This is a genomic window from Pseudomonas sp. LS1212, assembly GCF_024741815.1.
Taxonomy (GTDB): Bacteria; Pseudomonadota; Gammaproteobacteria; order Pseudomonadales; family Pseudomonadaceae; genus Aquipseudomonas.
The window spans coordinates 943,417-965,322 of record NZ_CP102951.1 but is presented as its reverse complement, the minus strand read 5'-3'; the positions used below and the strand labels follow the sequence as shown (position 1 = coordinate 965,322).

The 21,906-nt window shown below is 61.8% G+C and carries 20 protein-coding genes and 1 riboswitch; of the genes, 9 read left to right on the top strand and 11 right to left on the bottom strand.

The window, feature by feature from the left end; genetic code table 11:
• Positions 1–38: 38 nt before the first annotated feature.
• From NVV94_RS04360 to NVV94_RS04350, 3 genes are read left to right on the top strand one after another with little or no spacing between them, the layout of a single operon-like run.
• Positions 39–1,022: an iron ABC transporter permease gene (locus NVV94_RS04360; protein WP_258447619.1), complete on the top strand. Its 984-nt coding sequence runs from the start codon at positions 39–41 to the stop codon at positions 1,020–1,022.
• Positions 1,022–1,789, top strand: coding sequence for a heme ABC transporter ATP-binding protein (locus NVV94_RS04355; protein ID WP_258446014.1), 768 nt, complete (start codon positions 1,022–1,024; stop codon positions 1,787–1,789). Before NVV94_RS04360 ends, NVV94_RS04355 begins: the two co-directional genes overlap by 1 nt.
• 57 nt (positions 1,790–1,846) lie before the next feature.
• Positions 1,847–2,731 carry a ChaN family lipoprotein gene (locus NVV94_RS04350; protein ID WP_258446013.1) on the top strand — a complete coding sequence of 295 codons (885 nt, stop codon included), beginning with the start codon at positions 1,847–1,849 and terminating at the stop codon, positions 2,729–2,731.
• 38 nt (positions 2,732–2,769) lie between these two features.
• Here NVV94_RS04350 and NVV94_RS04345 read toward each other — a convergent pair whose 3' ends face one another.
• The 5 genes from NVV94_RS04345 to NVV94_RS04325 all read right to left on the bottom strand — a co-directional run bounded on the left by NVV94_RS04345 (position 2,770) and on the right by NVV94_RS04325 (position 11,799).
• On the bottom strand, positions 2,770–5,493 hold the full coding sequence (locus tag NVV94_RS04345) for a LuxR C-terminal-related transcriptional regulator (protein ID WP_258446012.1): 2,724 nt from the start codon (positions 5,491–5,493) through the stop codon (positions 2,770–2,772).
• Between the two features lie 206 nt (positions 5,494–5,699).
• On the bottom strand, positions 5,700–7,064 hold the full coding sequence (locus tag NVV94_RS04340) for a DUF1329 domain-containing protein (RefSeq protein WP_258446011.1): 1,365 nt from the start codon (positions 7,062–7,064) through the stop codon (positions 5,700–5,702).
• Positions 7,065–7,092: 28 nt separating this feature from the next.
• Positions 7,093–8,982, bottom strand: coding sequence for a DUF1302 domain-containing protein (locus tag NVV94_RS04335; protein WP_258446010.1), 1,890 nt, complete (start codon positions 8,980–8,982; stop codon positions 7,093–7,095).
• A 339-nt stretch (positions 8,983–9,321) separates the two neighbouring features.
• On the bottom strand, positions 9,322–11,004 hold the full coding sequence (locus NVV94_RS04330) for a fatty acid--CoA ligase (RefSeq protein WP_258446009.1): 1,683 nt from the start codon (positions 11,002–11,004) through the stop codon (positions 9,322–9,324).
• Between the two features lie 165 nt (positions 11,005–11,169).
• Positions 11,170–11,799 (bottom strand): LysE family translocator, encoded by a 630-nt coding sequence (locus tag NVV94_RS04325; RefSeq protein ID WP_258446008.1) that lies wholly within the window; start codon positions 11,797–11,799, stop codon positions 11,170–11,172.
• Between the two features lie 83 nt (positions 11,800–11,882).
• Between NVV94_RS04325 and NVV94_RS04320 the strand changes: the two genes are divergently transcribed.
• From NVV94_RS04320 to NVV94_RS04310, 3 genes are all read left to right on the top strand, one after another.
• A complete protein-coding gene (locus NVV94_RS04320; protein WP_258446007.1) occupies positions 11,883–12,848 on the top strand; it encodes a 2-hydroxyacid dehydrogenase in 966 nt (321 codons plus the stop codon).
• Positions 12,849–12,893: 45 nt separating this feature from the next.
• On the top strand, positions 12,894–13,892 hold the full coding sequence (locus NVV94_RS04315) for a class I SAM-dependent methyltransferase (protein WP_258446006.1): 999 nt from the start codon (positions 12,894–12,896) through the stop codon (positions 13,890–13,892).
• 39 nt (positions 13,893–13,931) lie between these two features.
• Positions 13,932–14,051: riboswitch (yybP-ykoY riboswitch) on the top strand.
• A 90-nt stretch (positions 14,052–14,141) separates the two neighbouring features.
• Positions 14,142–14,729: a TMEM165/GDT1 family protein gene (locus NVV94_RS04310; protein ID WP_258446005.1), complete on the top strand. Its 588-nt coding sequence runs from the start codon at positions 14,142–14,144 to the stop codon at positions 14,727–14,729.
• A 196-nt stretch (positions 14,730–14,925) separates the two neighbouring features.
• Here NVV94_RS04310 and NVV94_RS04305 read toward each other — a convergent pair whose 3' ends face one another.
• The 4 genes from NVV94_RS04305 to NVV94_RS04290 form a co-directional block, all read right to left on the bottom strand.
• Complete coding sequence (locus tag NVV94_RS04305) at positions 14,926–15,744, bottom strand: M48 family metallopeptidase (protein WP_258446004.1); 819 nt, start codon at positions 15,742–15,744, stop codon at positions 14,926–14,928.
• 74 nt (positions 15,745–15,818) lie between these two features.
• Complete coding sequence (locus tag NVV94_RS04300; protein ID WP_258446003.1) at positions 15,819–16,439, bottom strand: SOS response-associated peptidase; 621 nt, start codon at positions 16,437–16,439, stop codon at positions 15,819–15,821.
• Between the two features lie 34 nt (positions 16,440–16,473).
• Positions 16,474–16,734, bottom strand: a complete 261-nt coding sequence (locus NVV94_RS04295; protein WP_258447618.1) for a putative signal transducing protein — start codon at positions 16,732–16,734, stop codon at positions 16,474–16,476.
• Positions 16,734–16,916, bottom strand: coding sequence for a CPXCG motif-containing cysteine-rich protein (locus NVV94_RS04290; protein WP_258446002.1), 183 nt, complete (start codon positions 16,914–16,916; stop codon positions 16,734–16,736). The genes NVV94_RS04295 and NVV94_RS04290 overlap by 1 nt, the downstream gene beginning before the upstream one ends.
• A gap of 121 nt (positions 16,917–17,037) precedes the next feature.
• Here NVV94_RS04290 and NVV94_RS04285 point away from each other — a divergent pair, with 121 nt between their 5' ends.
• The gene (locus NVV94_RS04285; protein ID WP_258446000.1) at positions 17,038–18,204 is read left to right on the top strand and encodes a 1-acyl-sn-glycerol-3-phosphate acyltransferase; all 1,167 of its coding nucleotides are present in this window, start codon (positions 17,038–17,040) and stop codon (positions 18,202–18,204) included.
• Positions 18,205–18,313: 109 nt separating this feature from the next.
• Here NVV94_RS04285 and NVV94_RS04280 read toward each other — a convergent pair whose 3' ends face one another.
• Together NVV94_RS04280 and NVV94_RS04275 are read right to left on the bottom strand one after the other, a co-directional pair.
• A complete protein-coding gene (locus NVV94_RS04280; protein ID WP_258445999.1) occupies positions 18,314–18,580 on the bottom strand; it encodes a hypothetical protein in 267 nt (88 codons plus the stop codon).
• 177 nt (positions 18,581–18,757) lie between these two features.
• Entirely contained in the window at positions 18,758–19,342 is a 585-nt protein-coding gene (locus tag NVV94_RS04275; RefSeq protein WP_258445998.1) for a YajG family lipoprotein, read from the bottom strand.
• A gap of 180 nt (positions 19,343–19,522) precedes the next feature.
• On the opposite strand from NVV94_RS04275, the gene NVV94_RS04270 reads away from it, so the two are divergent.
• Together NVV94_RS04270 and mqo are read left to right on the top strand one after the other, a co-directional pair.
• Positions 19,523–19,756, top strand: coding sequence for a hypothetical protein (locus tag NVV94_RS04270; RefSeq protein ID WP_258445996.1), 234 nt, complete (start codon positions 19,523–19,525; stop codon positions 19,754–19,756).
• A gap of 608 nt (positions 19,757–20,364) precedes the next feature.
• Entirely contained in the window at positions 20,365–21,876 is a 1,512-nt protein-coding gene (gene mqo, locus NVV94_RS04265) for a malate dehydrogenase (quinone) (RefSeq protein WP_258445995.1), read from the top strand.
• Positions 21,877–21,906 lie beyond the last annotated feature (30 nt).

Below are 21,906 nucleotides of genomic sequence, written 5' to 3'. Positions count from 1 at the left end.
GCCCGCGTCCGATGCTGATCACGCTTGGCCTGTTGCTGTTGTTGGTGTTCTGGCTGTCCCTTGCCCTGGGGCCGGTCAGCCTGCCATTGAGCGATACCCTGCTGGCCGGGCTGCGCCTGCTCGGGCTGCCGGTCGACGGCAGCGGTACGCAACAGGCAGAGCTGATCCTCGGTCAGATCCGTTTGCCGCGCAGTTTGCTCGGCATTGCTGTCGGCTCGGTGTTGGCACTTTCCGGCGTGGCGATGCAGGGGTTATTCCGCAACCCGCTGGCAGACCCGGGGCTGGTCGGCGTTTCCGGTGGCGCGGCGCTGGGTGCGGCCATGGCCATTGTCAGCGGCAGTATGCTGGGAGGGTTGCCACCGTCGATCGAGCCCTATCTGCTATCGGTTTGCGCCTTCGTCGGCGGCCTGATCGTCACTGCGGTGGTGTATCGCTTCGGTCGCAGCGATGGGCAGACCAATGTCGCGACCATGCTCCTGGCGGGTGTGGCGATGACGGCCATGGCCGGCGCCGGTGTCGGTCTGTTCACTTATCTCGCCGACGACGCGACGCTGCGCACCCTGACCTTCTGGAACCTTGGCAGCCTGAACGGCGCCAGCTATCCGCGCTTGTGGCCGTTGCTGATCGTGGCGGTGGGTGTCTCGTTGTGGTTGCCGCGCCGGGCGGCAGCGCTCAATGCGATGCTGCTTGGCGAGTCGGAAGCCCGTCACCTGGGCTTCGATATCGAACGGATCAAGCTGGAACTGGTGATCTGTACGGCCCTGGGCGTCGGCGCCGCGGTGGCAGCGGCCGGCTTGATCGGCTTCATCGGCCTGGTGGTGCCGCATCTGATGCGCCTGCTGGTGGGCCCCGATCACCGGGTGCTGCTACCGGCTTCGTTGCTTGCCGGCGCCAGCCTGTTGTTGCTGGCCGATCTGGTCGCGCGCCTGATGTTGGCGCCGGCTGAGTTGCCAATCGGGATCGTGACCGCGCTCATCGGTGCGCCCTTCTTCCTCTATTTGCTGGTACGGGGGCGTTCCTGATGCTGCGGGCAAAGAACTTGCTGGTACGGCGCGGCACTCGCACCGTGTTGGCGGACATCGACATCGAACTGCGACCGGGTGAAGTACTCGGTGTGCTGGGGCCCAACGGGGCGGGCAAAAGCACCTTGCTCGGCGCCTTGTGCGGCGAGTTGCCGGCTACGCAAGGCGAGGTCAGCCTGGAGGGACGGCGGCTGGCCGACTGGGCAGGCCAGGAGCGCGCGAAACGCCTGGCGGTACTGCCCCAGAGCTCGACGCTGAACTTTGCCTTTTCGGTGAACGAAGTGGTCGGCATGGGCCGCCTGCCCCATGCCAGTGGCCGCGTGCGCGATGCCGAAACCGTTGCCCAGGCACTGAGCGCCGCCGACGCCAGCCACCTGGCCGGGCGCAGTTACCTGGCCCTTTCTGGTGGTGAACGGCAGCGCGTGCACCTGGCACGGGTGCTGGCGCAGTTGTGGCCGGGCGCCGAGGGGCAGACCCTGCTACTCGACGAGCCGACATCGATGCTCGACCCGCTGCACCAGCACACTATCCTGCAGGCGGTACGCGATTTCGCCGGACGCGGGGCGGCGGTATTGGTGATCCTGCACGACCTCAACCTGGCGGCGCGCTATTGCGACCATCTGCTGCTGTTACAGCAAGGTCGCCCGCATGCCTATGGCTCGCCGGATGACGTCTTGACTGCCGAGGCGCTGGAGGCGGTGTATGGGCTGCAGGTGCTTATCCAACAGCATCCTGAACGTGGCCACCCATTGATTATCGCGCGCTGATAACAGCCCCCTCCTCCACGAATGGTCGAGGGGGCAACTGCCTTTTAAGGAAACCCGATGCGCATTCTGTTGCTTTGCCTGTTTACGTTGCTGGCGGCCTGCCAATCCCATCAAGTATTGCCACCACCGGCTCCGATCGCGCCGCAAGGTCGTGATCATGCCGAGCTCGGGGTGATCCGCGAACTCGCCACTGGCCGCGCCCTCAGCCCTCAAGAGCTGGTCGAGCGCCTGGCTGCCGCACCACGGGTGCTGGTCGGTGAGCAGCATGACAATCCCGATCACCACGCCCTGCAGCTCTGGCTGCTGCGCGAGTTGGCGGCGCAACGCCCGCAAGGCAGCCTGCTGATGGAAATGCTCAACCCGGACCAGCAGGCAAACGTCGATGCGGTGCAGGCCGCGACCCGTGCCGGGCAGCTACCGGCCGATCCGTTCCGCGCGCTGAGTTGGCAGGCCAATTGGGATTGGGGGGTGTATGGCGCGCTGGCAACTTACGCGCTGCGCCAGCCGTACCCGTTGCTGTCAGCCAACCTGGACCGGGCGCAGATCATGCAGATCTACAAGCAGCGCCCGGTATTGAGTGGTGATGTTTCCACCACCAAACACGTGCAGGCCACGTTGCTCGATGATATCCGCGAGTCGCATTGCGGTCTTTTGCCGGAAAGCCAGATGCCGGCCATGCTTGCCGTACAGCAGCAGCGTGACCGGCGCATGGCCGAGCGCCTGCTCGCCGCGCCGCAGCCTGCGGTGTTGTTGGCCGGTGCCTTCCATGTGCGCAAGGATCTGGGGGTGCCGTTGCACTTGGCGGACTTGGGGGCTGGCGAGGGGAATGTGGTGTTGATTCTGGCTGAGGTGGGTAAGCCGGTGGCCGCTGGTAGTGCCGATTATGTGTGGTACACGGCGGCGCAGCCGGTGGAGGATCATTGCGCAAAATTGCGGCGCTAAGGCGGCCGCATCGCGGGCAAGTGGAACGCCGCCCGCAATCAGGCCAGCAGGCCCAACTCATTGGCCCTGGCCACAGCCTGGGTGCGCCGTTCTACACCCAGCTTGCTGTTGATATGGCTGGCATGGGTCTTGACCGTATGCAGGGAGATAAACAGCTGATTGCTGATCTCCTGATTCGAGTATCCCTGAGCAATCAGCTGCAGAACCGCCAGTTCGCGGGCGCTGAGTTGATCGTTGCCACTGGCCTGCACCTCATGGATTTCGCTGGCCGGCAGCAAGGCCAGCAGCGAGGCTTTTACCGGGCAACTCGGGCCGTGCAGCAACTGCTCACGCAGCCATGCCGGGTGCTCGGCGATCAACCGCTGGAAGGGTTGCAGGGCTCCGCCACTGGCTGCGTCGAGGCTACGTGCGAGCAGTTGCCGAGCCTGGCTTTCGCGGCCACTGCCGAGCAACAGGCCAATCCATTGATTCAAGGCGTTGACGCATAACAACTGCCCACCGCTGGCCTGGCCGCGCTCGACCAGTACCTCCAGGCGCTGTTCGGCCTGCGGCAAGCGTTGCTGGGTAGCCTCGAGCGCAGCCCGCAGCAGTTCGATGTGCAACGGCAGTTGCGGGTGAAATTCCGGTGCGGCTGCCGCTTGCTCGCCGCCATAGGTCTGGGACAGTCGCAACAGCCAGGCTTCGGCCAGATCGGTACGGCCCTGGGCCAGCCACAGTTCGCATTTGACCTGGGTAATCATGGCCAGATAGAAAATCGGCGGTACGTCCCAGATATGCATCAATCGCTCGGCCTCGGCCAATTCGGTGAAGGCTTCGGCAAAACGGCCCTCACACCCATCGAGCCCGGCAATTGCGCAATGGCCGATCAGCACGCTGATATCACGGCAGGCCCGTGCTTCCACCAGGCCCGCTTGCAGCTTGGCACGGCCGGCCCGGGAGTCCAGGCGCACGGTCAGCAGATACCCTTCATACAAGGTCAGACGCGCCCGAATGGCATAGAGCCGTTGCGCCGACAACCCGTGCAGGCGTTGCAAGCCCTGACGGATTTCCTCGAGCGAACGTAACACTTCTCCCCGCGCATGCAAGACCCTGGCCCGGTCGTAATGGGCCAGCGCTTCGAACAGGGGATTACCGACCCGCTGGGCCAGCTCCAGCGCTTCACGGTTCCAGCCACGCGCACGCCAGAAGTCGCTGTCGACGATTGCCAGGTTCGACAAGGTCGACAGGCATAGCAGCCGCTGGCCATAGCGCTTGCGTGGCAGGCTTTGCAAGGCTTCGCTGCAGTAGGCCAGGGTTTGCGCCCGGTCACCCCGGCCCCGGGCGATGATGCCACTCAAGGCCAGCCATTGGGCCAGCATCGATTTCTGTGCGGTGGCCGAGGGCGCTGGCAGGAAGCGACTCAACTGGCTGGCCAGCTCCTGCGCTGCATCGAGCTGGCACGCCAGGCCCAGCGCCCAACTGTAGAGCACGATCAAGCGCGGGGTACTGCTGAGCAGGCTGTCGGGTAAATCCATCTTCCAGCGCAGCAGCATGCCGACATTCTGCTCGGCCAACAGCTGCTCTTCGGACAGGTTCTGCACCAGGTTGGCGGCCACATCCAGATGCCCGGCACGAAGGGCCTGCTCGACCGCTTCGTCGAGCAGGCCCTGGGTGTTGAACCAGCGGCAGGCACGCAGGTGCAAGCTGGGCGCCGAGATGCTGGCCGGGCGGGTACGCAGCAGATCGGAGAACAGATGATGGTAACGGTACCAGTGGCCGTGCTCGTCCAACGGCACCAGAAACACCTGATGGGCCTGCAGGTAGTGGAGAATTTCGGCACTGTCGTGGGTTTCACGCATGGCATCGCACAGTTCGCTGCAGAAACGCTCCTGGCAGGCGGTGTCGAAGAGAAACGACTGGACTTCCTGGGGCAGGCAATCGATCACCTCCTCCAGCAGATAGTCACGGATCAGTCCTTCGCCCCCGTGCAAGGCCTGCGGCAGGGATGCCTCGGCACCGACCTCGGCAGCCGCCAGCAGCCAGAACCGCAGTCCGGCTACCCAGCCTTCGCTGCGCAGGATCAGGCTTTCCAGGGCCTGACCGCGCAGTTGCCCGCGGTGCTGGCCGAGTACTGCCAGAGATTCATCAGTGGTCAGGCGCAGGTCTTGTTCATTGAGTTCAAGCAACTGCCGAGACAGGCGCAGCCGAGCCAGATGCCAATCGGGACGCTGGCGACTGGTCACCATGACTACCAGGCCTGCAGGCAGATGATTGAGGAAAAACTGCAGGCAGCGATCGAGCACCGGCCCCTGGGCCAGATGATAGTCGTCCAGCACCAGCAGCAAGGGGTGGTCCGCCAGCAGCTGCTCGGACAACTCGTCGAGCAGACCGTCGAGCCACTCCTCGAAGGCGAATGGCTGGTGGCGCTGGCGCATTTTCAACAGCCCCAGCGCCTGGCTGCCCAGCTGCGGAAAGTACTGCTGCAGGCCTTCGAGCATGCGTTCGAGAAAACGCCCCGGATCGTTGTCACGGCGGCTCAAGCCCAGCCACAGGCTCCGCCATTCTTGCGGCAGCCCCTGGCAAAACTCTATTGCCAGGGAGCTCTTGCCGAAACCTGCCGGGGCGCTGACCAGCAGCAGACAACCGCCCAGGCCGGCACTCAAGCGCTCGCACAAACGCGGGCGCGCGACATGACCGTCGGGCAATGGCGGACGATAGAAGCGCCCTTCCGGCTCAGGTGTCGCGTGGCGGGTAAACCCTTGCATACGGGACGGGTCAGTCATGGCCGGCTCTTGTTGAACGTGCTGGGGTCGGCGTTGCAGATGTCCGCAGACTAGCGTTTAAATCAACGCAACTGAAAGTTTTTTATAACAAGTCAGCGCAAAAAGACTTCAACAAAAAGCTTCAACCCCGGCCAATAGGCCCGCACCAACAGAAACGCCCCGGCAAGCCGGGGCGTTCTGGGGGATCACTTGGGTTCTAATAGCGCTTAACGAACACCCGCCTGGCGCAAGGCTGCCGGGGTAAAGTCAGCGGTGGTGGCGGTGAAACCGAAGTCATAAGCCGACTTCTCTTCGTTCTTCATGCCCAGGGCCAGATAACGGCCGGACTGCAGGTCGTAGAGGGTTTCCAGGGTGTACCAAGGCACTTGCTTGTTGTAGTAGTTCTGGGAATGCGCCTCGGCGACGCGCCAGAGCTGACCACGACCGTCGTAATGATCGATCACCGCAGCCTGCCAGGTGTCTTCGTCGATATAGAAGTCACGCTTGGCGTAGATGTGCCGCTGGCCTTCCTTCAAGGTGGCGACTACATGCCAGACCCGGCGCAACTCGTAACGGGCCAGGTCCTGATTGATATGCCCGGCCTTGATGATGTCGGCGTACTTCAGGGTCGGCGAATCGAGCTTGTGGCTGTCGGAGGCGATGTACATCTCTTTCTTGCCTTCGAGCTTCCAGTTGTAACGATCCGGCGCGCCGTTGTACATATCGAGGTTATCGGAAGTACGCAGACCATCGGCGGCAGTGCCCGGGCCGTCATAGGAAACTTGCGGAGCCCGGCGTACTCGACGCTGGCCAGCATTATAGACCCAGGCCAGACGCGGCTCCTTCACCTGGTCGAGGGTCTCGTGTACCAGCAGTACGCCACCGGCCAGACGGGCAGGCGCCGTCACTTCCTGCTTGAAGTAGAAGAGAATGTTGCCCGGGTTCGCCGGATCAAAGTCCTTTATCTTGTCGCGGAAGACGAACTGGTCCTGGAAATACACCAGGCTGTACGAACCGTTCGACTGTGGGGTGGCCTGGGTGATCAGACGCTTCACGCTACCGCCGCGATAGCGGGTAATGTGGTTCCAGATGGCTTCCACACCGTTCTGGGGAATCGGGAACGGCACGGCGGTCTTGAAGTTTTCCAGCCCGTTGCCACCACTGACCAGAGTCGTCTTGGTGGCGTTCTCTTTGATGGCGGCAAACACGTCGTCGGGCACGGTCGCGCCGCGATGGGACGGATAGACCGGCATCTTGAAGGTTTCCGGGTAGCGCTTGAACATCGCATACTGCCCCGGCGCGAGCTTTTCCTTGTACTGGTCGACGTTTTGCGCCGTGATGGTGAACAGCGGCTTTTCGCTGGCGTAAGGATCGGACAGGAAGCCCTTGCTATCGGCCGAGCCAGCCGTTTTCGACATTGGCGTCCAAGCGGGGATCGAACCGTCGGCATTGCCTGCCTTTTCGGCGCCCATCGGGGTCAGGCTGGTGCCCAGCTTGGCCGCTTCAGTGGCCGAGACGGCCGCCATCACGCTCGTTGCGAGCAAGGACAAGCCCAGCACACCGACTTGCAACAGACCTTTGGTAATTTTCATTTTCATACTCGTCCCGAAATCCGGATGCTTAGAAGTTCACGCCGAAGCTGAGTGCAACGAAGTCGCGGTCATCCACGGTGGTGTACTTGCCGTCGAAGAAATTGGTGTAGGACAGGCTGGTGGTATAGGTGTTCTGGTACTCGGCATCGAGCCCCAGGCTGACGGCCTTGCGACCTTCCTCGAAGTTACCGCCAGGGCCTGGCGAGTAGCCGTCGACGTCGTGAGACCAGGCCACGCTAGGCTTGAGGTTGACCCCGGCGAAAACGTCGTTGTAGTCCCAGATGGCGCGCATGCGATAACCCCATGAAGTCGCCGTGGTAAAGCCGTCGTCGTTGCAGTTGCGGCTGCGGTTGTTGGTGGCCGCACCCGGGCCTGCGCCGTTGATGGTGTTGGTGTTGAGGATCTGCGAGCAGGTATTGAGGCCGCCGGTGGCAGGCAGTTCGCCTGGACCGTAGACCGGATCACGGCCGTAACGCATCTTGGAGGTGCTCTCCAGGCCGCCGACCTGGGTCACGCCAACTTCACCGACCAGGGTCAGCCGCTCGGCCCCCATCACTTGATCGAAGAAGTGCGTCAGGGTCGTCTGGAACTGGGTGACTTCCTTGCGGGTGTAACCATGCAGGTCCTGTCCCGGCACGGCGTTGAGCAGCGAGGCGTTGGCCAGCGAACCACCGATCGGACGCACGGCGGCGAACAGGATATCCGTGGAGTTCAACTGCACCGGCGCATTTGGCCGATAGCTGATCTCACCGCTCCAGGCGGTACCGGTAGGCAAGGTGGTGGAGAAGCTCAAGCCATAGAGGCGAATGTCTTCAGGGTACTCGACGAAGTAGCTGGAGTTGCCCGCCACGATCAGCGGCGCCAATGGTCGCAGCGAAGCCGGCAGGCTGGCGAGCCCGGCATACACCGATGGCGCGGCGGCGCTTGCGCTGAAGATCGGGTTACGGCTGTGATAGTTCATGAAGTAGGCGCCGAATTCGGTATCCAGCGGGTCGAACATGTAACGCAAGGCAACGCCGAATTGACCGCTGTCACGGGCATCACGGTCGGGGCCACGACGGACCAACACGCCTTCTTGGTTGATGTCCACGCCACGCGAAGCGAGGAATGGCAGGGCGGCGGCCGGAACCGCGGAGCGCTTGTTCAATAGCCGCAGGTTATCGTCGCAACCGTCGGCGATGATGTCCGGCTGGGAGAAGAAGGTGCCGCAGTTATCGACGACTGTCTGGTCCCACTCCAACTGATAGAAGGCCTCGGCGGAGAGGTTGTCGGTCAGACTTTGCGAAACATAGAACATGTTGACCGGGATCAGGCCTTCCTTGATCTCGGCGCCCGGACGGCGGAATGCCGAGACGTCGACCGGGTTGATGGCGTTGATGCCGCTCTGGATGAAGGTACTCTCGCCCCAGCTCACCACTTGCTTACCGAGACGCACGGAACCCGGTTGCTCGGCAATCGCGTAATTGTGGTAGATGAAGGCGTCGAGAAGCTGCCCGCCGGAAGACTTGGCGCCTTCCTTGCGGTTGGAGTCGCTGATGTCCTTGAACTCGCGGCTTTCGTCCTTGAGCTCGAAGTCGTACCAGTACTTGCCGCGCACGAAAACCCCGCTATCGCCGTATTTCAGCTCCAGGTCATGGATACCCTTGAAGATCTTCGAGAAGGTTTCGCCTTTCTTGAAGTTCAGGTGGCCGTCATCGGACGTCTGGGACAGTCCACTGCCGCCGTTGTTGACGCCAATCAGGTTTTTGTTGGGGTTTTCGGTCGACCAGCTGGCGCCGATGGACAGCGACGAGTCGAATTGACCTTCAATCTCCCCGATGTTGAAACTGACGCCGAATGCAGGACCGGCGAGCGTAGAAGCGAGACTGACGGCCAGGGGAAGTTTCGCCCGGCGCCAGAACTGGTTTACTGATGTCATCGACGCTACTCCATGTACTTTTATTTTTATGGCAGTGAGTCCTTCTAAAAACGCCTCGATCGACAGGTGTTTTGACATGTTCCTGATCGGCCAAAGTGGCAGTGCGCATTCATTTGCGCAGACCTTCGTTCCTAAAAATCCCCTGACCCGACTATAGCCAGCAGGTAGTACTGCTTGATCCCTCTAAAGTGTGATTTGCAGTCTCCAACCGCACTGGCACGGCCATTGTGTCCATCCCGCCATATGGCAGTGGCAAGAATGGCTGAAAAACAGGGTTTGACAAGCCAAGCGCTTGCTTGGTGGGCTTGCCGTGCCTTTTCGGGCACGGCAAGGGACGCGTCAAAGCGTCGAGAGGAAGGTGCTGTTGGTGGCTTGCCACTCAGTGACATTCAGGCGGATACGCTTCTTGTCGAGCTTGCCGACGCTGGTTTTGGGAATTTCAGTAACAAGCGCGATCTGGCTGGGAATGGCCCATTTGTTGATGTGCCCAAGCTCCACGAAAGGCTTGAGATGCTCCTTGAGCGCCTTGGCATCTATTGACTGGCCCTCATGCACAACCAGTAACGCGAAGGGCCGCTCGCCCCATTGCGGATCGGCGATCCCGACCACTGCTACCTCACGTATCGCCGGGTGCCGGCTGATCAGGTCTTCGAGGTCCAATGACGAAACCCATTCGCCGCCCGTCTTGATCACGTCCTTGATCCGGTCGCGAATATCGATTACCCCCATGCTGTCGAGCGTTGCGACATCACCGGTATGCAGCCAGCCGCCTTCCCAGAGTTCGGCACCCTTCTCTTGCTCGCGGAAGTAGCCCATGGTCAACCAGGGCGCACGCAATACCAACTCACCCTGGGACTCGCCATCGGCGGGCAGGAAGTTGCCATCGCAGTCGACAATGGCTGCGTCGACCAATGGCGTAGGTACGCCGGCCTTGATCCGGTAAGTGATGCGCTCGTCTTCGCTGCCGGCCAGCAACTCCTCGTTCAGGTGCGCGCAGGAGATCAGCGGGCAGGTTTCCGACATCCCGTAGGCCGCTGTCAGTTGAATACCACGAGCCTTGGCCGCTTCGTACAAGACATGGTTCAGTGCACTGCCGCCGATGATGATTTTCCAGCCATTGAAGTCGACACCCTGGCCGCCCTTGGCATTGAGCAGCATTTGCAGGATGGTCGGCACGCAGTGGGAAAAGCTGACTTGTTCACGGCGCCACAGTTCGACCAGCAGGTCCGGCTCATAACGGCCCGGGTAGACCTGTTTGAGCCCGAGCATGGTCGCCACGTAAGGGATACCCCAGGCATGGACATGGAACATTGGGGTAATCGGCATGTACACATCGTTCGTGCCCAATAGCCGAACGCTGTCGACACTGCCCGTCACCGTCGCCGCGGCCAGGGTGTGCAACACCAGTTGCCGGTGAGTGAAGTACACGCCCTTCGGGTTGCCAGTGGTGCCGGTGGTGTAAAAGGTTGTGGCGACCGAATTTTCGTCGAAGTCCGGGAAGTCGTACACCGGGCTGGCCGCAGCCAGCAGCTGTTCGTATTCGCCCAGCAGATTCGGTAGCTCGGCGGTCTTTTCGGCGCCATCGGTAATCAGCAGGGTCTTCTCGACCGTCGTCAGTTGGCCGGCAAAGCTCTGGTAGAGCCCGACGAAATCGCTGTTGACCAGCACGAAGCGATCTTCGGCATGGTTCATGGTGTAGAGAATCTGTTCGGGAGACAGGCGCACGTTGATGGTGTGGATCACCGCGCCGATCATCGGGATGGCGAACATGCATTCCAGATAGCGATGACTGTCCCAGTCCATCACCGCGACGGTATCGCCGGCCTTGACTCCGGCTTGCGTCAGCACATTGGCCAGGCGCGCAATGCGTTCGTTGAGGGTCAGGTAGTTGTAGCGCAGCTGGTCCCGGTAGACGATCTCGCGAGTTTTCTCGTAGCGGCTGCCCGACAGCAGCAGCCGTTTGATCAACAGAGGGTACTGGTAGGCGCCGTCGGCTGGCGGAATTACGCGAGTCTGCAACATAAGGATCCCTTTTCTGAGTTCAAAGGCTTGGCAAAGACACTCACACTCTAGATCCCTCGTGTTACATCCAAATCAGCCGAAGGAATGATTTGGAACGCGCCGTTAACGCCGGGGCGCGTTCAGGACGCTCGCCTCACCTGAGCGCCCTGAATCAACCCCGCCGGATCAATGCATTTCGGTGAAGGCGATCTTGATGCCCAACGCCACCAATACCGCGCCCATGGTCCGGTCGAACCAGTGGCCCATCCGCGCGAAGCCTGCGCGCACGCGTTGCTGGCTGAACAGCATCGCCACCAGGCAGAACCACACCCCGGTGGCCACGGCCAGGTAGACTCCGTAGCCAGCCTGTACCGCCAGCGGCGTATGCGGGTTGATCACGACCGTGAACAGCGACAGGAAGAACAGGGTCGCCTTGGGGTTCAAGCCGTTGGTCATGAAACCGGCGACGAAGGCGCCACGCGGGGTGCGCTCGACCGTCGAAGCGGCCACGGCCGCAGCCTCCGGGCTCGCCGGGCCTGCGCGCAGTGCCTTGATACCGATGTAGACCAGGTACGCTGCCGCCGCCCACTTCAAGGCATTGAACAGTACGATCGACTGGGACACGATCAGGCCGATGCCCAACAGCGAATACCCCACATGCAGGAAGATCGCGGTACCCACGCCCAATGCGGTCCAGGTGCCTGCGCGGCGGCCATGGGTCACGCTCTCGCGCACCACCACGGCGAAATCGGGACCGGGGCTGGCCACCGCCAGCAGGTGAATCAGGGCAACGGCAAGAAATTCGGTCCAGTACATGGAGCCTCCAAGGCAACTTCGGAAACAGCTGTGTCAGGCTGGTAACATTACCCCTTCACCAGGCAGCACAAAAGGTACAGTTGATGAGTAACAATCGCCGCGCCGTCTTCCTCGATCACAGCTCGCTGGACCTTGGCGACCTCGACCTCAGTGGCTTGCAGGGCTGCTTCGATCAATTGCAGGTGTACCCCTCCAGCTCGCCGCAGCAGGTGCGCGAACGCTTGCAGGGGGCCAGCGTCGTCATCAGCAACAAGGTCATGCTCGACGCCCAGACCCTGGCTGCCTGCCCGGACTTGAAACTGATCCTGGTCGCCGCCACTGGCACCAACAATGTCGATCTGGACGCCGCCCGCGCCCAGGGCATTTGCGTGAGCAACTGTCAGGGCTATGGCACCCCGTCGGTTGCCCAGCACACCTTGATGCTGCTGCTCGCCCTGGCGACGCGCCTGCCCGACTATCAGAAGGTCGTGGCCGAGGGGCGCTGGCAACAGTCCAGACAGTTCTGCCTGCTGGACTTTCCGATCGTCGAACTGGAAGGCAAGACCCTCGGTCTGCTCGGCCATGGCGAACTGGGCAGCGCGGTCGGCCGCCTGGCCGAAGCCTTTGGCATGCGTGTGCTGCTGGGCCAGTTGCCCGGCCGGCCGGAACGCGCCGACCGCCTGGCCCTGGATGAACTGCTGCCGCAGGTCGATGCCCTGACCCTGCACTGCCCGCTCAACGAAAATACCCTGCATATGATCGGCGCCGCCCAACTGAACCAGCTCAAGCCCGGCGCCTTTGTCATCAATACCGGCCGCGGCGGCCTGATCGACGAGCAGGCCCTGGCCGATGCCCTGCGCAGCGGCCACCTCGGCGGCGCGGCGACCGACGTGCTCAGCGTCGAACCGCCTGTGCACGGCAACCCTTTGTTGGCCGCCGACATTCCTCGCCTGATCGTCACCCCGCACTGCGCCTGGGGCAGCCGAGAGGCACGGCAACGTATCGTCGACCAGTTGATGGAGAACGCCCAGGCTTTTTTCGCCGACGCACCACGCCGGGTAGTCAGCTGAGCCGGCCGGCTCTGGTAGACTTCGCCACTTTTTCAGGAGCCTTCCATGGACTCGCGCAGTGAAGTGTTGCTTCGACAGGCAGAATTGTTCCAGGGCCCGCTGATGTTGGCCGGGCTGCCTGCCGATGACCTGCTCGGGAAACTGCCCAAGGCCCATGGCTGGAGCTGGCACGCCGGCGACCAGGCGGCGCTCGACGCGCGCTTCGCCGGCCGTAGCCAGTTTGGCGTCACGGTACCGGAGCAGCCGTTCGAAGCCGCGGTGCTGTTCTTGCCCAAGTCCCGCGACCTGGCCAACTACCTGCTCAACGCCCTGGCCTCGCGCCTGGCTGGCCGCGAGCTGTACCTGGTCGGGGAAAAACGCGGCGGCATCGAGGGCGCGGCCAAGCAACTGCACGCGTTCGGCAAGCCACGCAAACTCGACAGCGCCCGGCATTGCCAGCTGTGGCAGGTAGTGATCGAGACGCCGCCGCCAGCGGTCGAACTCGAAAACCTGGCGCAACGCTACAGCCTGCCACTGGCCGAGGGCCCGCTGGAAATCGTCAGCCTGCCGGGCGTATTCAGCCATGGCCGGCTCGATCGCGGGACGGCGCTGTTGCTCGAACACCTGGACAATCTGCCTGATGGCCACGTGTTGGACTTTGGCTGTGGAGCCGGGGTGCTGGGTGCAGCCATCAAACGCCGTTATCCGCAAATCCAGTTGACCCTGCTCGATGTCGACGCCTTCGCCGCCGCCAGCAGTCGCCTGACCCTGGCCGCCAATGGTCTGACCGGAGAAGTCATCTGCGGTGATGGCATCGACGCCGCCCCCAGGGGGCTCAATGCGATCCTGAGCAATCCGCCGTTCCACACCGGGGTGCACACCGACTACCAAGCCTCGGAAACCATGTTGAGAAAAGCAGCCGAACATCTGAAAAAAGGCGGCGAACTTCGACTGGTAGCCAATAGTTTCCTGCGCTATCAACCGCTGATCGAGGAGCGCTTCGGCGAGTGCCAGGTTCGCGCCCAAGGCCAGGGCTTCAAGATCTATCAGGCAACACGCGGTTAAAAACTTCACTTGCCCAATCGGCTTTGCCTAGGCAGAATCCGCACCGTCCTAGGGGAGTAGTCTCCCACGAGCGCCAGCTCGTCCGGCATGCGTCAACATACTTGGTCCACAGGCCATGGCGCATGCGACCCGAAGTCCGCACAGACGGACCTCAGGGTTTGACAAGACCTATGACACGCACACCTTACCCGGGGCGGGGAGGCTGTACGTGTCATAGCCGTGTCGGCCCGCCCCCGTAGGAAAACCCTGATGCTGGAATCCCTGCTCGTCCCCACCGCGATCGTGGCCTTGGCCGAAATCGGCGACAAGACCCAATTGCTCGCACTGATCCTGGCCGCGCGCTTTCGCAAACCCTGGCCAATCATCGCCGGCATCATTGCTGCGACCCTGGCAAACCACGCCGCCGCTGGCGCCGTAGGTGCCTGGTTCAGCAGCTTCTTCAGCGATGCAACCCTGCACTGGACTCTCGCCGCCAGCTTCGCCGCCACTGCATTATGGACCCTGGTGCCGGACAAGATGGACGATGACGAGGCCAGCACCGCACGACGCTTCGGGCCATTCCTGACGACCCTGATCGCTTTCTTCATTGCCGAGATCGGTGACAAGACCCAGATCGCCACGGTCATGCTCGCCGCACAATACCCGCACCTGTGGCTGGTCATCATCGGTACCACCCTGGGCATGCTGATTGCCAACGTACCGGTGGTGCTGGCGGGCAACTTTGCCGCCGAGAAGCTGCCACTGACCTTGATTCGCCGTCTGGCGGCCAGCGCCTTCTTCGTCCTGGCGTCGGTAGCGGTGTACACGGCGATGCAGGTCAGCGGCTGGGTGTCCTGACGGGAAGCGGACGCAGCCTTACGGCAGCTGCTACATGGGGTCGGCGTACCTCGGTGGGCGTAGCCGCTGCCGCCAGGCTGCGCCGGAGACCCGCAGGGGCTCCCCGGCGATCTAGAGATCTTGCGCGCGCTTCGCACGCGAGCGTCGCAGCGGCGCACCGAGCCTTCGGCAGCGGCAGTTGTTGCAGTGAGCTGTATCAGGATTTCCTGGCCTGCTCATACAGCGGCATGACCTTGGGTATCGCCGCTTCCAATGCTTCAATCCGGCTGGCGGAGGCCGGGTGAGTGCTCATGAACTCCGGCTGCGAACCACCCGATACGGCGGTCATCTTGTTCCACAAGGTGATTGCCGCATTCGGGTTGTACCCGGCCCGCGCCGCCAGCTCCAGGCCGATCAGGTCAGCCTCGTTTTCGTTGCTGCGGCTGTTGGGCAGGGTCAGGCTGTATTGCACGACCGTGTCGGCAAGCGCCATGCTGCTCTGACCCAGACCAAGCAGGGCACCGGCCCCCGTCTTCGCCATTTCTATGCCATAGGCCTTGGACATGGCTTCGCGGCCATGCTCGCGCAAGGCGTGAGCGATTTCATGGCCCATGACCGCTGCGATCTCATCGTCGCTCAGCTTCAGCTTGTCGATCAGCCCGCTGTAGAAAAAAATCTTGCCGCCCGGACCGCAGTTGGCGTTGAGCTCATCGCTCTTGATCAGATTGACTTCCCACTGCCACTGCGCCGCATCGGGGCGAAATTTCGGTGTCTGGGCGATCAGGCGATCGGCAATCGCCCGGACCCGCCTGGCATCGGTACTGGTCTTGTCCAGCACGCCCTTGCTGGAGGCCTCCCCCAGGGTCTGCTGGTAGGACTGGGCGTACATCTGGTTGACCTGGTCCGTCGACAGCATGCTGAACATGTATTGCTGGCGCTCGACACCCACCGCACCGGCACTGGTGGTGTTGACCGCCTGGCAGCCACTGAGCAGGACACTGGCACTCAAGGCGCCGACGACAAATGACTTACGCATGAAAAACCCCTTGGAAACTCGGCCGGTATCCCAGGCCGACAAATGTAGATGCGCCACCTTGATCGAAGCCGGCCTCAAGCCGGCGTCAGGCACTCCGGCGCGTTGAGCTTCGGATCATTGACAAGATTACTCAGCGCTCGTTCACGCAGCGGCGCCTGGGGGCTGGCCAACAATGACTGCAAGGCCGGCAATGGCGTATCGGCATCCAGCCAGGCGGCTTGCCCTGCGGCATCGAGTATCAGCGGGCGCCGTTGATTGACGGCCGCCTGGGTCACCACCGCAGTGCTCAGCCAGACCTGCCCCTGCACGGGATACGCTTCCCATACCGCGGCGAAAAACAGTGATGACCCCTCCCCCGGGGTCAGCCAGTAGGGACGCTTGCGCACCGTGCCGCGCCATTCGTAGAAGCCGTTGGCCGGCAGCAGGCAGCGGCGCAGACGAAACGCTTCACGAAACATCGGCTGCTCGGCCAGGGTTTCCGCCCGGGCATGGGCCGGCGTGCGCGACAGGTCGGTCAACCAGGCCGGGGTCAGCCCCCAGCGCGCACGAGCCAGATCGAGCTGGCCATCGGTACTGCGCTGGATGAGCACCGAATCGCCAGGCGAAATGTTCCACTGCGCCTTCTGATCGGCCGGGAAACCGGGTAACGAAGCGAATGCAGGGGACCAACGAAACAGCGCATAGCGTCCACACATGGGGCAACAAGACTCTTGGGTAGCCGGCCACCGGTCAACAGACCAGCGTGCCGGGAAAACTATCCGGTTCTTCGCCCGGAAGCGGCAGGGCTGCATTGTACTCGGCGATCAACTGCCGTGCGTAATCGGCCTGGTCGTTCTCCACCGTCAGGCTCAGCAGACCGAGGGGCGGCAGCTCACCCACCCCGCCCACCAGATCGCGGCCGGCCAGGTAGGCCTCGACGCCTTCGCTGGCCAGCATCCCCAGCAGCAACTCGGCTTCCAGCAGGTTTTCCGGCTCGTAGATGCGTTCCATCATTCATTCTCGCTGTACACGTCGAGCATCCACTCTTCACCATCGGTCTGAAGTTTGAAAACAATCGGGCGACAGCACACCGGGCAGTCCTCGACATACTGTTGATCGCCACCAGACAGATCGAGCACCGCCTCGCACTCTTCGCCACAATACGGGCAATCATATCGGTCAGTTACCAGCATCGCGGTCTCCCAGGTGACTTGTGCGTATAATCGCCGGTCTATTTGAAGGCCCGATTCGAGTCTGAGCCAATTTTCAGACCAAAGCCTTAACTATTACCCTAGCCGTTTCCAACAAGAGAGCATGATGGGCGAATTCGATGCCATCCGACCTTACGACGACGCCGAGGTACCTGCCGTTCTGGCACGGTTGCTCAGCGATCAGGCGTTCCTCGATATCCTCACCCACTTCCGCTTCCCGCGCATTGCGGGCACCTTCGGCTGGTTGCTCAAACCACTTATAGCTCATCGACTGCGCCGCGAGTTCGCCGGGGTCAATTGCGTCTCGACCTTGCAGGATAAAGTCGAGGTTTATGTCGACCATACAATTGCCAAGGCCACTGATGGTGTGACCTATACCGGCGTGGAGCAGTTCAAGACAGGCAGTGCCTACCTGTTCCTGGCCAACCATCGCGATATCGTGATGGACCCGGCGTTCGTCAACTACGCCGTGTACCACGCCGGCCTGCCGACGCCGCGCATCGCCATCGGTGACAACCTGCTGCAGAAGCCTTTCGTCAGCGATCTGATGCGCCTGAACAAGAGTTTCATCGTGCACCGCTCCATTACCGGGCGACGCGAAAAGATGGCGGCCTATCAACTGCTCTCGGCCTATATCAACCATTCGATTCGCAACGATTGCCAGTCGATCTGGATTGCCCAGGCCGAAGGCCGTGCCAAGGACGGCGACGACCGTACCGATTCGGCGATCCTCAAGATGTTCCACATGAGCCGCAAGGATGAGCCGTTCGCCGAGGTCATTGGCTCGTTGAACCTGACGCCGGTGTCGATCAGCTATGAATACGACCCCTGTGACCAGGCCAAGGCCCGCGAGCTGTACATACGCGCCACCACCGGCACCTACAGCAAGGCACCGGGCGAAGATGACGTCAGCATCGCCCAGGGCATCACCGGCTACAAAGGGCGGGTGCACGTGAACTTTGCAGCGCCGATCACCGGACAATTCGACGATACCAAGCAGTTGGCGGTGGAGATCGATCGGCAGATTCTCGGCGGCTACCGGCTGTTCCCGGCGCACTACCTGGCCTACGCGCAATGGGCCGATGCCGACCCGACGCTGCAGGTTCCCAGTGCCGAGAAGGTGTTTGCCGCCGATGAGCTGGAGCGCGCCAGGGCTGAGTGGCAACGTCGCCTGGACGCTTGCCCGGCCGAGCACCGGCCGTACCTGGTGCAACAATATGCGACGCCGGTGCGTAATCAGTACCGGGTCAAGGCGGGGCTTGCGTTGTAAGTGAGGGCCTCATCGCGGGCAAGCCCGCTCCCACAAGGGGGTTGCGTGGTCCGCACCATCTCTGTGGGAGCGGGCTTGCCCGCGATCGACCGCGAAGCGGTCGTAAAAATCAGAGCTTCGTGCTGATCCACGACACCAGCAGCGCCACCCCCAGGCACCCAAAGCCAAACCGATAAAAAAACCGGTTCATCTTCAAGGTCCGGCCATCGACACCGCGCTGTTCACCCTGCGCAACAACACTACCCACCGCCAGCTGCTCGCGACGACGAGTGGCATGCAACAACCAGGCGCCCGGGCAGGCGAACAGCAAGGCCAGGACATTGACCAACTTGGCCGGGTGGGAAGCGAACAGCGACCAGATCACTTGCAGCGACATCGAAAACCTCGAATAAAAGCCAATCGAAACCGTTCAGGCGGCGCGAAGTTTACCCAAGCCGCCCGAAAAAACCTTTCCTTTACGACCAATGACCCAACCCTGGAACAAAAAAAACCGATGTCACCCCAAGGATGGCACCGGCTTTATTTTTGCTGCTCGAAGCTTGCAGCTTGAACCTTACTCGCCCAGTACCTGGCCCACGGTCGGGTCCTTGAACAAACGGGTCAGGGCGTCGCTGAGCACGTCGCTGACCAGCTTGGTGTTGGTTTGCTGGTTGGGGGCCATGCCGAAGCGCTGGTCCAGGGACGCGCCGTAGCGACCGCTGTAGCGGCGGTTGGCGTTGGCGACATCGGCGCGGAAGGTGGCGCTGATGGTGGCCTCGGTCACGTACAGGCCTTCCTTGGGCGACTGATACTTCAGATCGGCCAGGGTCACGGTCAACTGCGGCGCGTTGTATGCGTTCGGCGTTGGCGTGAAGCCCAGCAGGCGCACGGCGGCTTCGGCCTGGGCCTGCAGCTTGGGCAGGATATCATTGGCAGGGACGCTGATAGCGCTGGTTTCCGGGTACAGGCCACCGCGCGTACCCAGGGTTGGCGAGGCACGCCCGTCGACAACCTTCACTACCACCGGCTGACCATGGCCGACCGGTGCAAGCTGGGCGGTGAGCTTGGGCTGCGGGCTGAGCTGTTGCGGACTGTGGGCACAACCGGCCAGGGTCAGACTGGTCACAGCGATCAAACCGAACAACAGGCGTTGCAACATGCTCATCTCTCCAGCAATTGGCTCTAAATAGGGCCGCAGTATACCGGGCCCCGCATGGGACTCACCAGAGATCATCGGCACTGGTTACTGTCAGACCCATCGGCGCAAAGCCAGTTCCTGTCACGCGCATGTCATGCCAATGGGGCAACCTTGCAGGCAGTTCAGAAGAGGTGACACGTGATGCAATCCCTATGGTCATGGTTTTTTCCCCGCAGGGCTTACCGCTGCTTTGCCCGGCTCGATGGCAATGGCCGCTGCCAGGCGTTCAAGCAATGCTCTCAGCCACCGGTCGGCGCCGGCTGGGTGGAAATCAATGAAATTCGCCTGCAGTGGCTGGGCCAGTTTCTGCCCGCCAGTGCCCACCTTACCCGTCGTCCCGAACTCAACCGGATGCAACGCGCCCTAACCGCCTGACCGACGCGCCAATAAAAGTCAGTTAATTAACATCAATTCTGCGCATTTCATCGCTATAATCTCCCCCCGATTATAAGGACGTCTCCTGATCGGGCCTCGCAGCATCGCTGACGCATTGCATCAGCTCCCCCGCACCGCCCACAGAGAGCCGCCCACACAGGTCATGTGAGCTGGATGTGCACCCGCCTTTTTTCGGCGCCCATCTCTTCCTCTGGCCTGCCAGAGCTGCCCCGCGCAGCCCTTTTTGAGGTTCACGACTCCAAAAGAGCGTGAAAAAACGGGTTTTCACAACTTCACGAGAGTGTGGCGAGCAATGAATAGTTTGGCATGTGTAAAAGCACCGACTGTGTCCCGATCAACCCTGATGAGCTGCATGGACTCCTCATTCACGATGGGAGCCTGATGCCTGTCCACTACGCAAAACGGATGCCTCGGCCATAAGTCGAATTGCCGCCCGGGCCGTAAAATGAGTTCATATGGACTCGATAGCCCGAAAGGTAGCGTCCGCTGAAGTTGCAGGAATTGCGAAGAATCGGACATGGCGATCCTGGCATACGTCAGGATCCTATGCTGTCAATTTGGTGCTGAAGATTTTGGAGACGCGTTACATGGCGCAGAACGAAGCAGTCGACGTGGTATTGGTAGGGGCCGGCATCATGAGTGCCACCCTGGCAGTACTGCTCAAGGAACTCGACCCGGCGATCAAGCTGGAAGTCGTCGAGTTGATGGACTCCGGTGCCGCGGAAAGTTCCAACCCCTGGAACAATGCCGGGACCGGCCACGCCGGGCTGTGTGAGTTGAACTACACGCCACAGGCTGCCGACGGTTCCGTCGACATCAAGAAAGCCGTGCACATCAACGCCCAGTTCGAGGTGTCGAAGCAATTCTGGTCCTATCTGACCAAGAAAGGCACATTTGGCTCGTCCAAGTCCTTCATCGCTCCGGTGCCGCACCTGAGCTACGTTGAAGGTGACAAGGGCATCGATTTCCTGAAGAAGCGCTATGAACTGCTCAAGCAGCACCATGCCTTCGCCGAAATGGAATACTCCGAAGACAAGGCCACCATGGCCCAGTGGATGCCGCTGATGATGCCTGGGCGCCCTGCCGACCAGAAAATCGCCGCCACCCGCTGCATGAACGGCACCGACGTCAACTTCGGCGCACTGACCAACAAATTGCTCAAGCACCTGGCCAGCGCACCCGATGCCCAGGTCAAGTACTGCAAGAAGGTCACCAGCCTTAGCCGTAACAAATCCAATGGCTGGACCGTCAGCATCAAGGACGTCAACAGCGGTTCGACCCGCGAAGTCGACGCCCGCTTCGTGTTCCTTGGCGCCGGTGGCGCGGCCCTGCCGCTGCTGCAACTGTCTGGCATCGAAGAAGGCAAGGGCTTTGGTGGTTTCCCGGTCAGCGGCCAGTGGCTACGCTGCGACAACCCGGAAGTGGTAAAACAGCACCAGGCCAAGGTCTACAGCCAGGCAGCGGTCGGTTCGCCGCCCATGTCGGTACCCCACCTGGATACCCGCGTCGTCGACGGCAAGACTTCCCTGCTGTTCGGCCCCTACGCCGGTTTCACCACCAAGTTCCTCAAGCATGGCTCGTTCCTCGACCTGCCGATGTCGGTTCGCGCCGCCAACATCGGCCCGATGCTGGCCGTGGCTCGCGACAACATGGACTTGACCAAGTATCTGATGAGCGAAGTGATGCAGTCCATGGAGCAACGCCTGGAATCGCTGCGCCGCTTCTATCCGCAGGCCAAGGCTGAAGACTGGCGCCTGGAAGTCGCTGGTCAGCGCGTGCAGATCATCAAGAAAGACCCGAAAAAAGGCGGCGTCCTGCAGTTCGGCACCGAACTGGTCTCGGCCAAGGACGGCTCGCTCGCCGCCCTGCTGGGTGCATCGCCAGGCGCCTCGGTGACGGTCTCGATCATGCTCGAACTGATCGAACGCTGCTTCCCGGAAAAAACCTGCACGGTCTGGGCTGCCAAGCTCAAGGAAATCTTCCCTGCTCGGGAAAAGGCCCTGGAATCCGACGCTGCGCTGTACCGCAAGGTCAGCACCCATAGCGACGAATGCCTGGGCCTGGTGGAGAACAACAGCGCAGCACAAAGCTACGCCTGATTCGCACCCATAAAAGAACGCCCTTCGGGG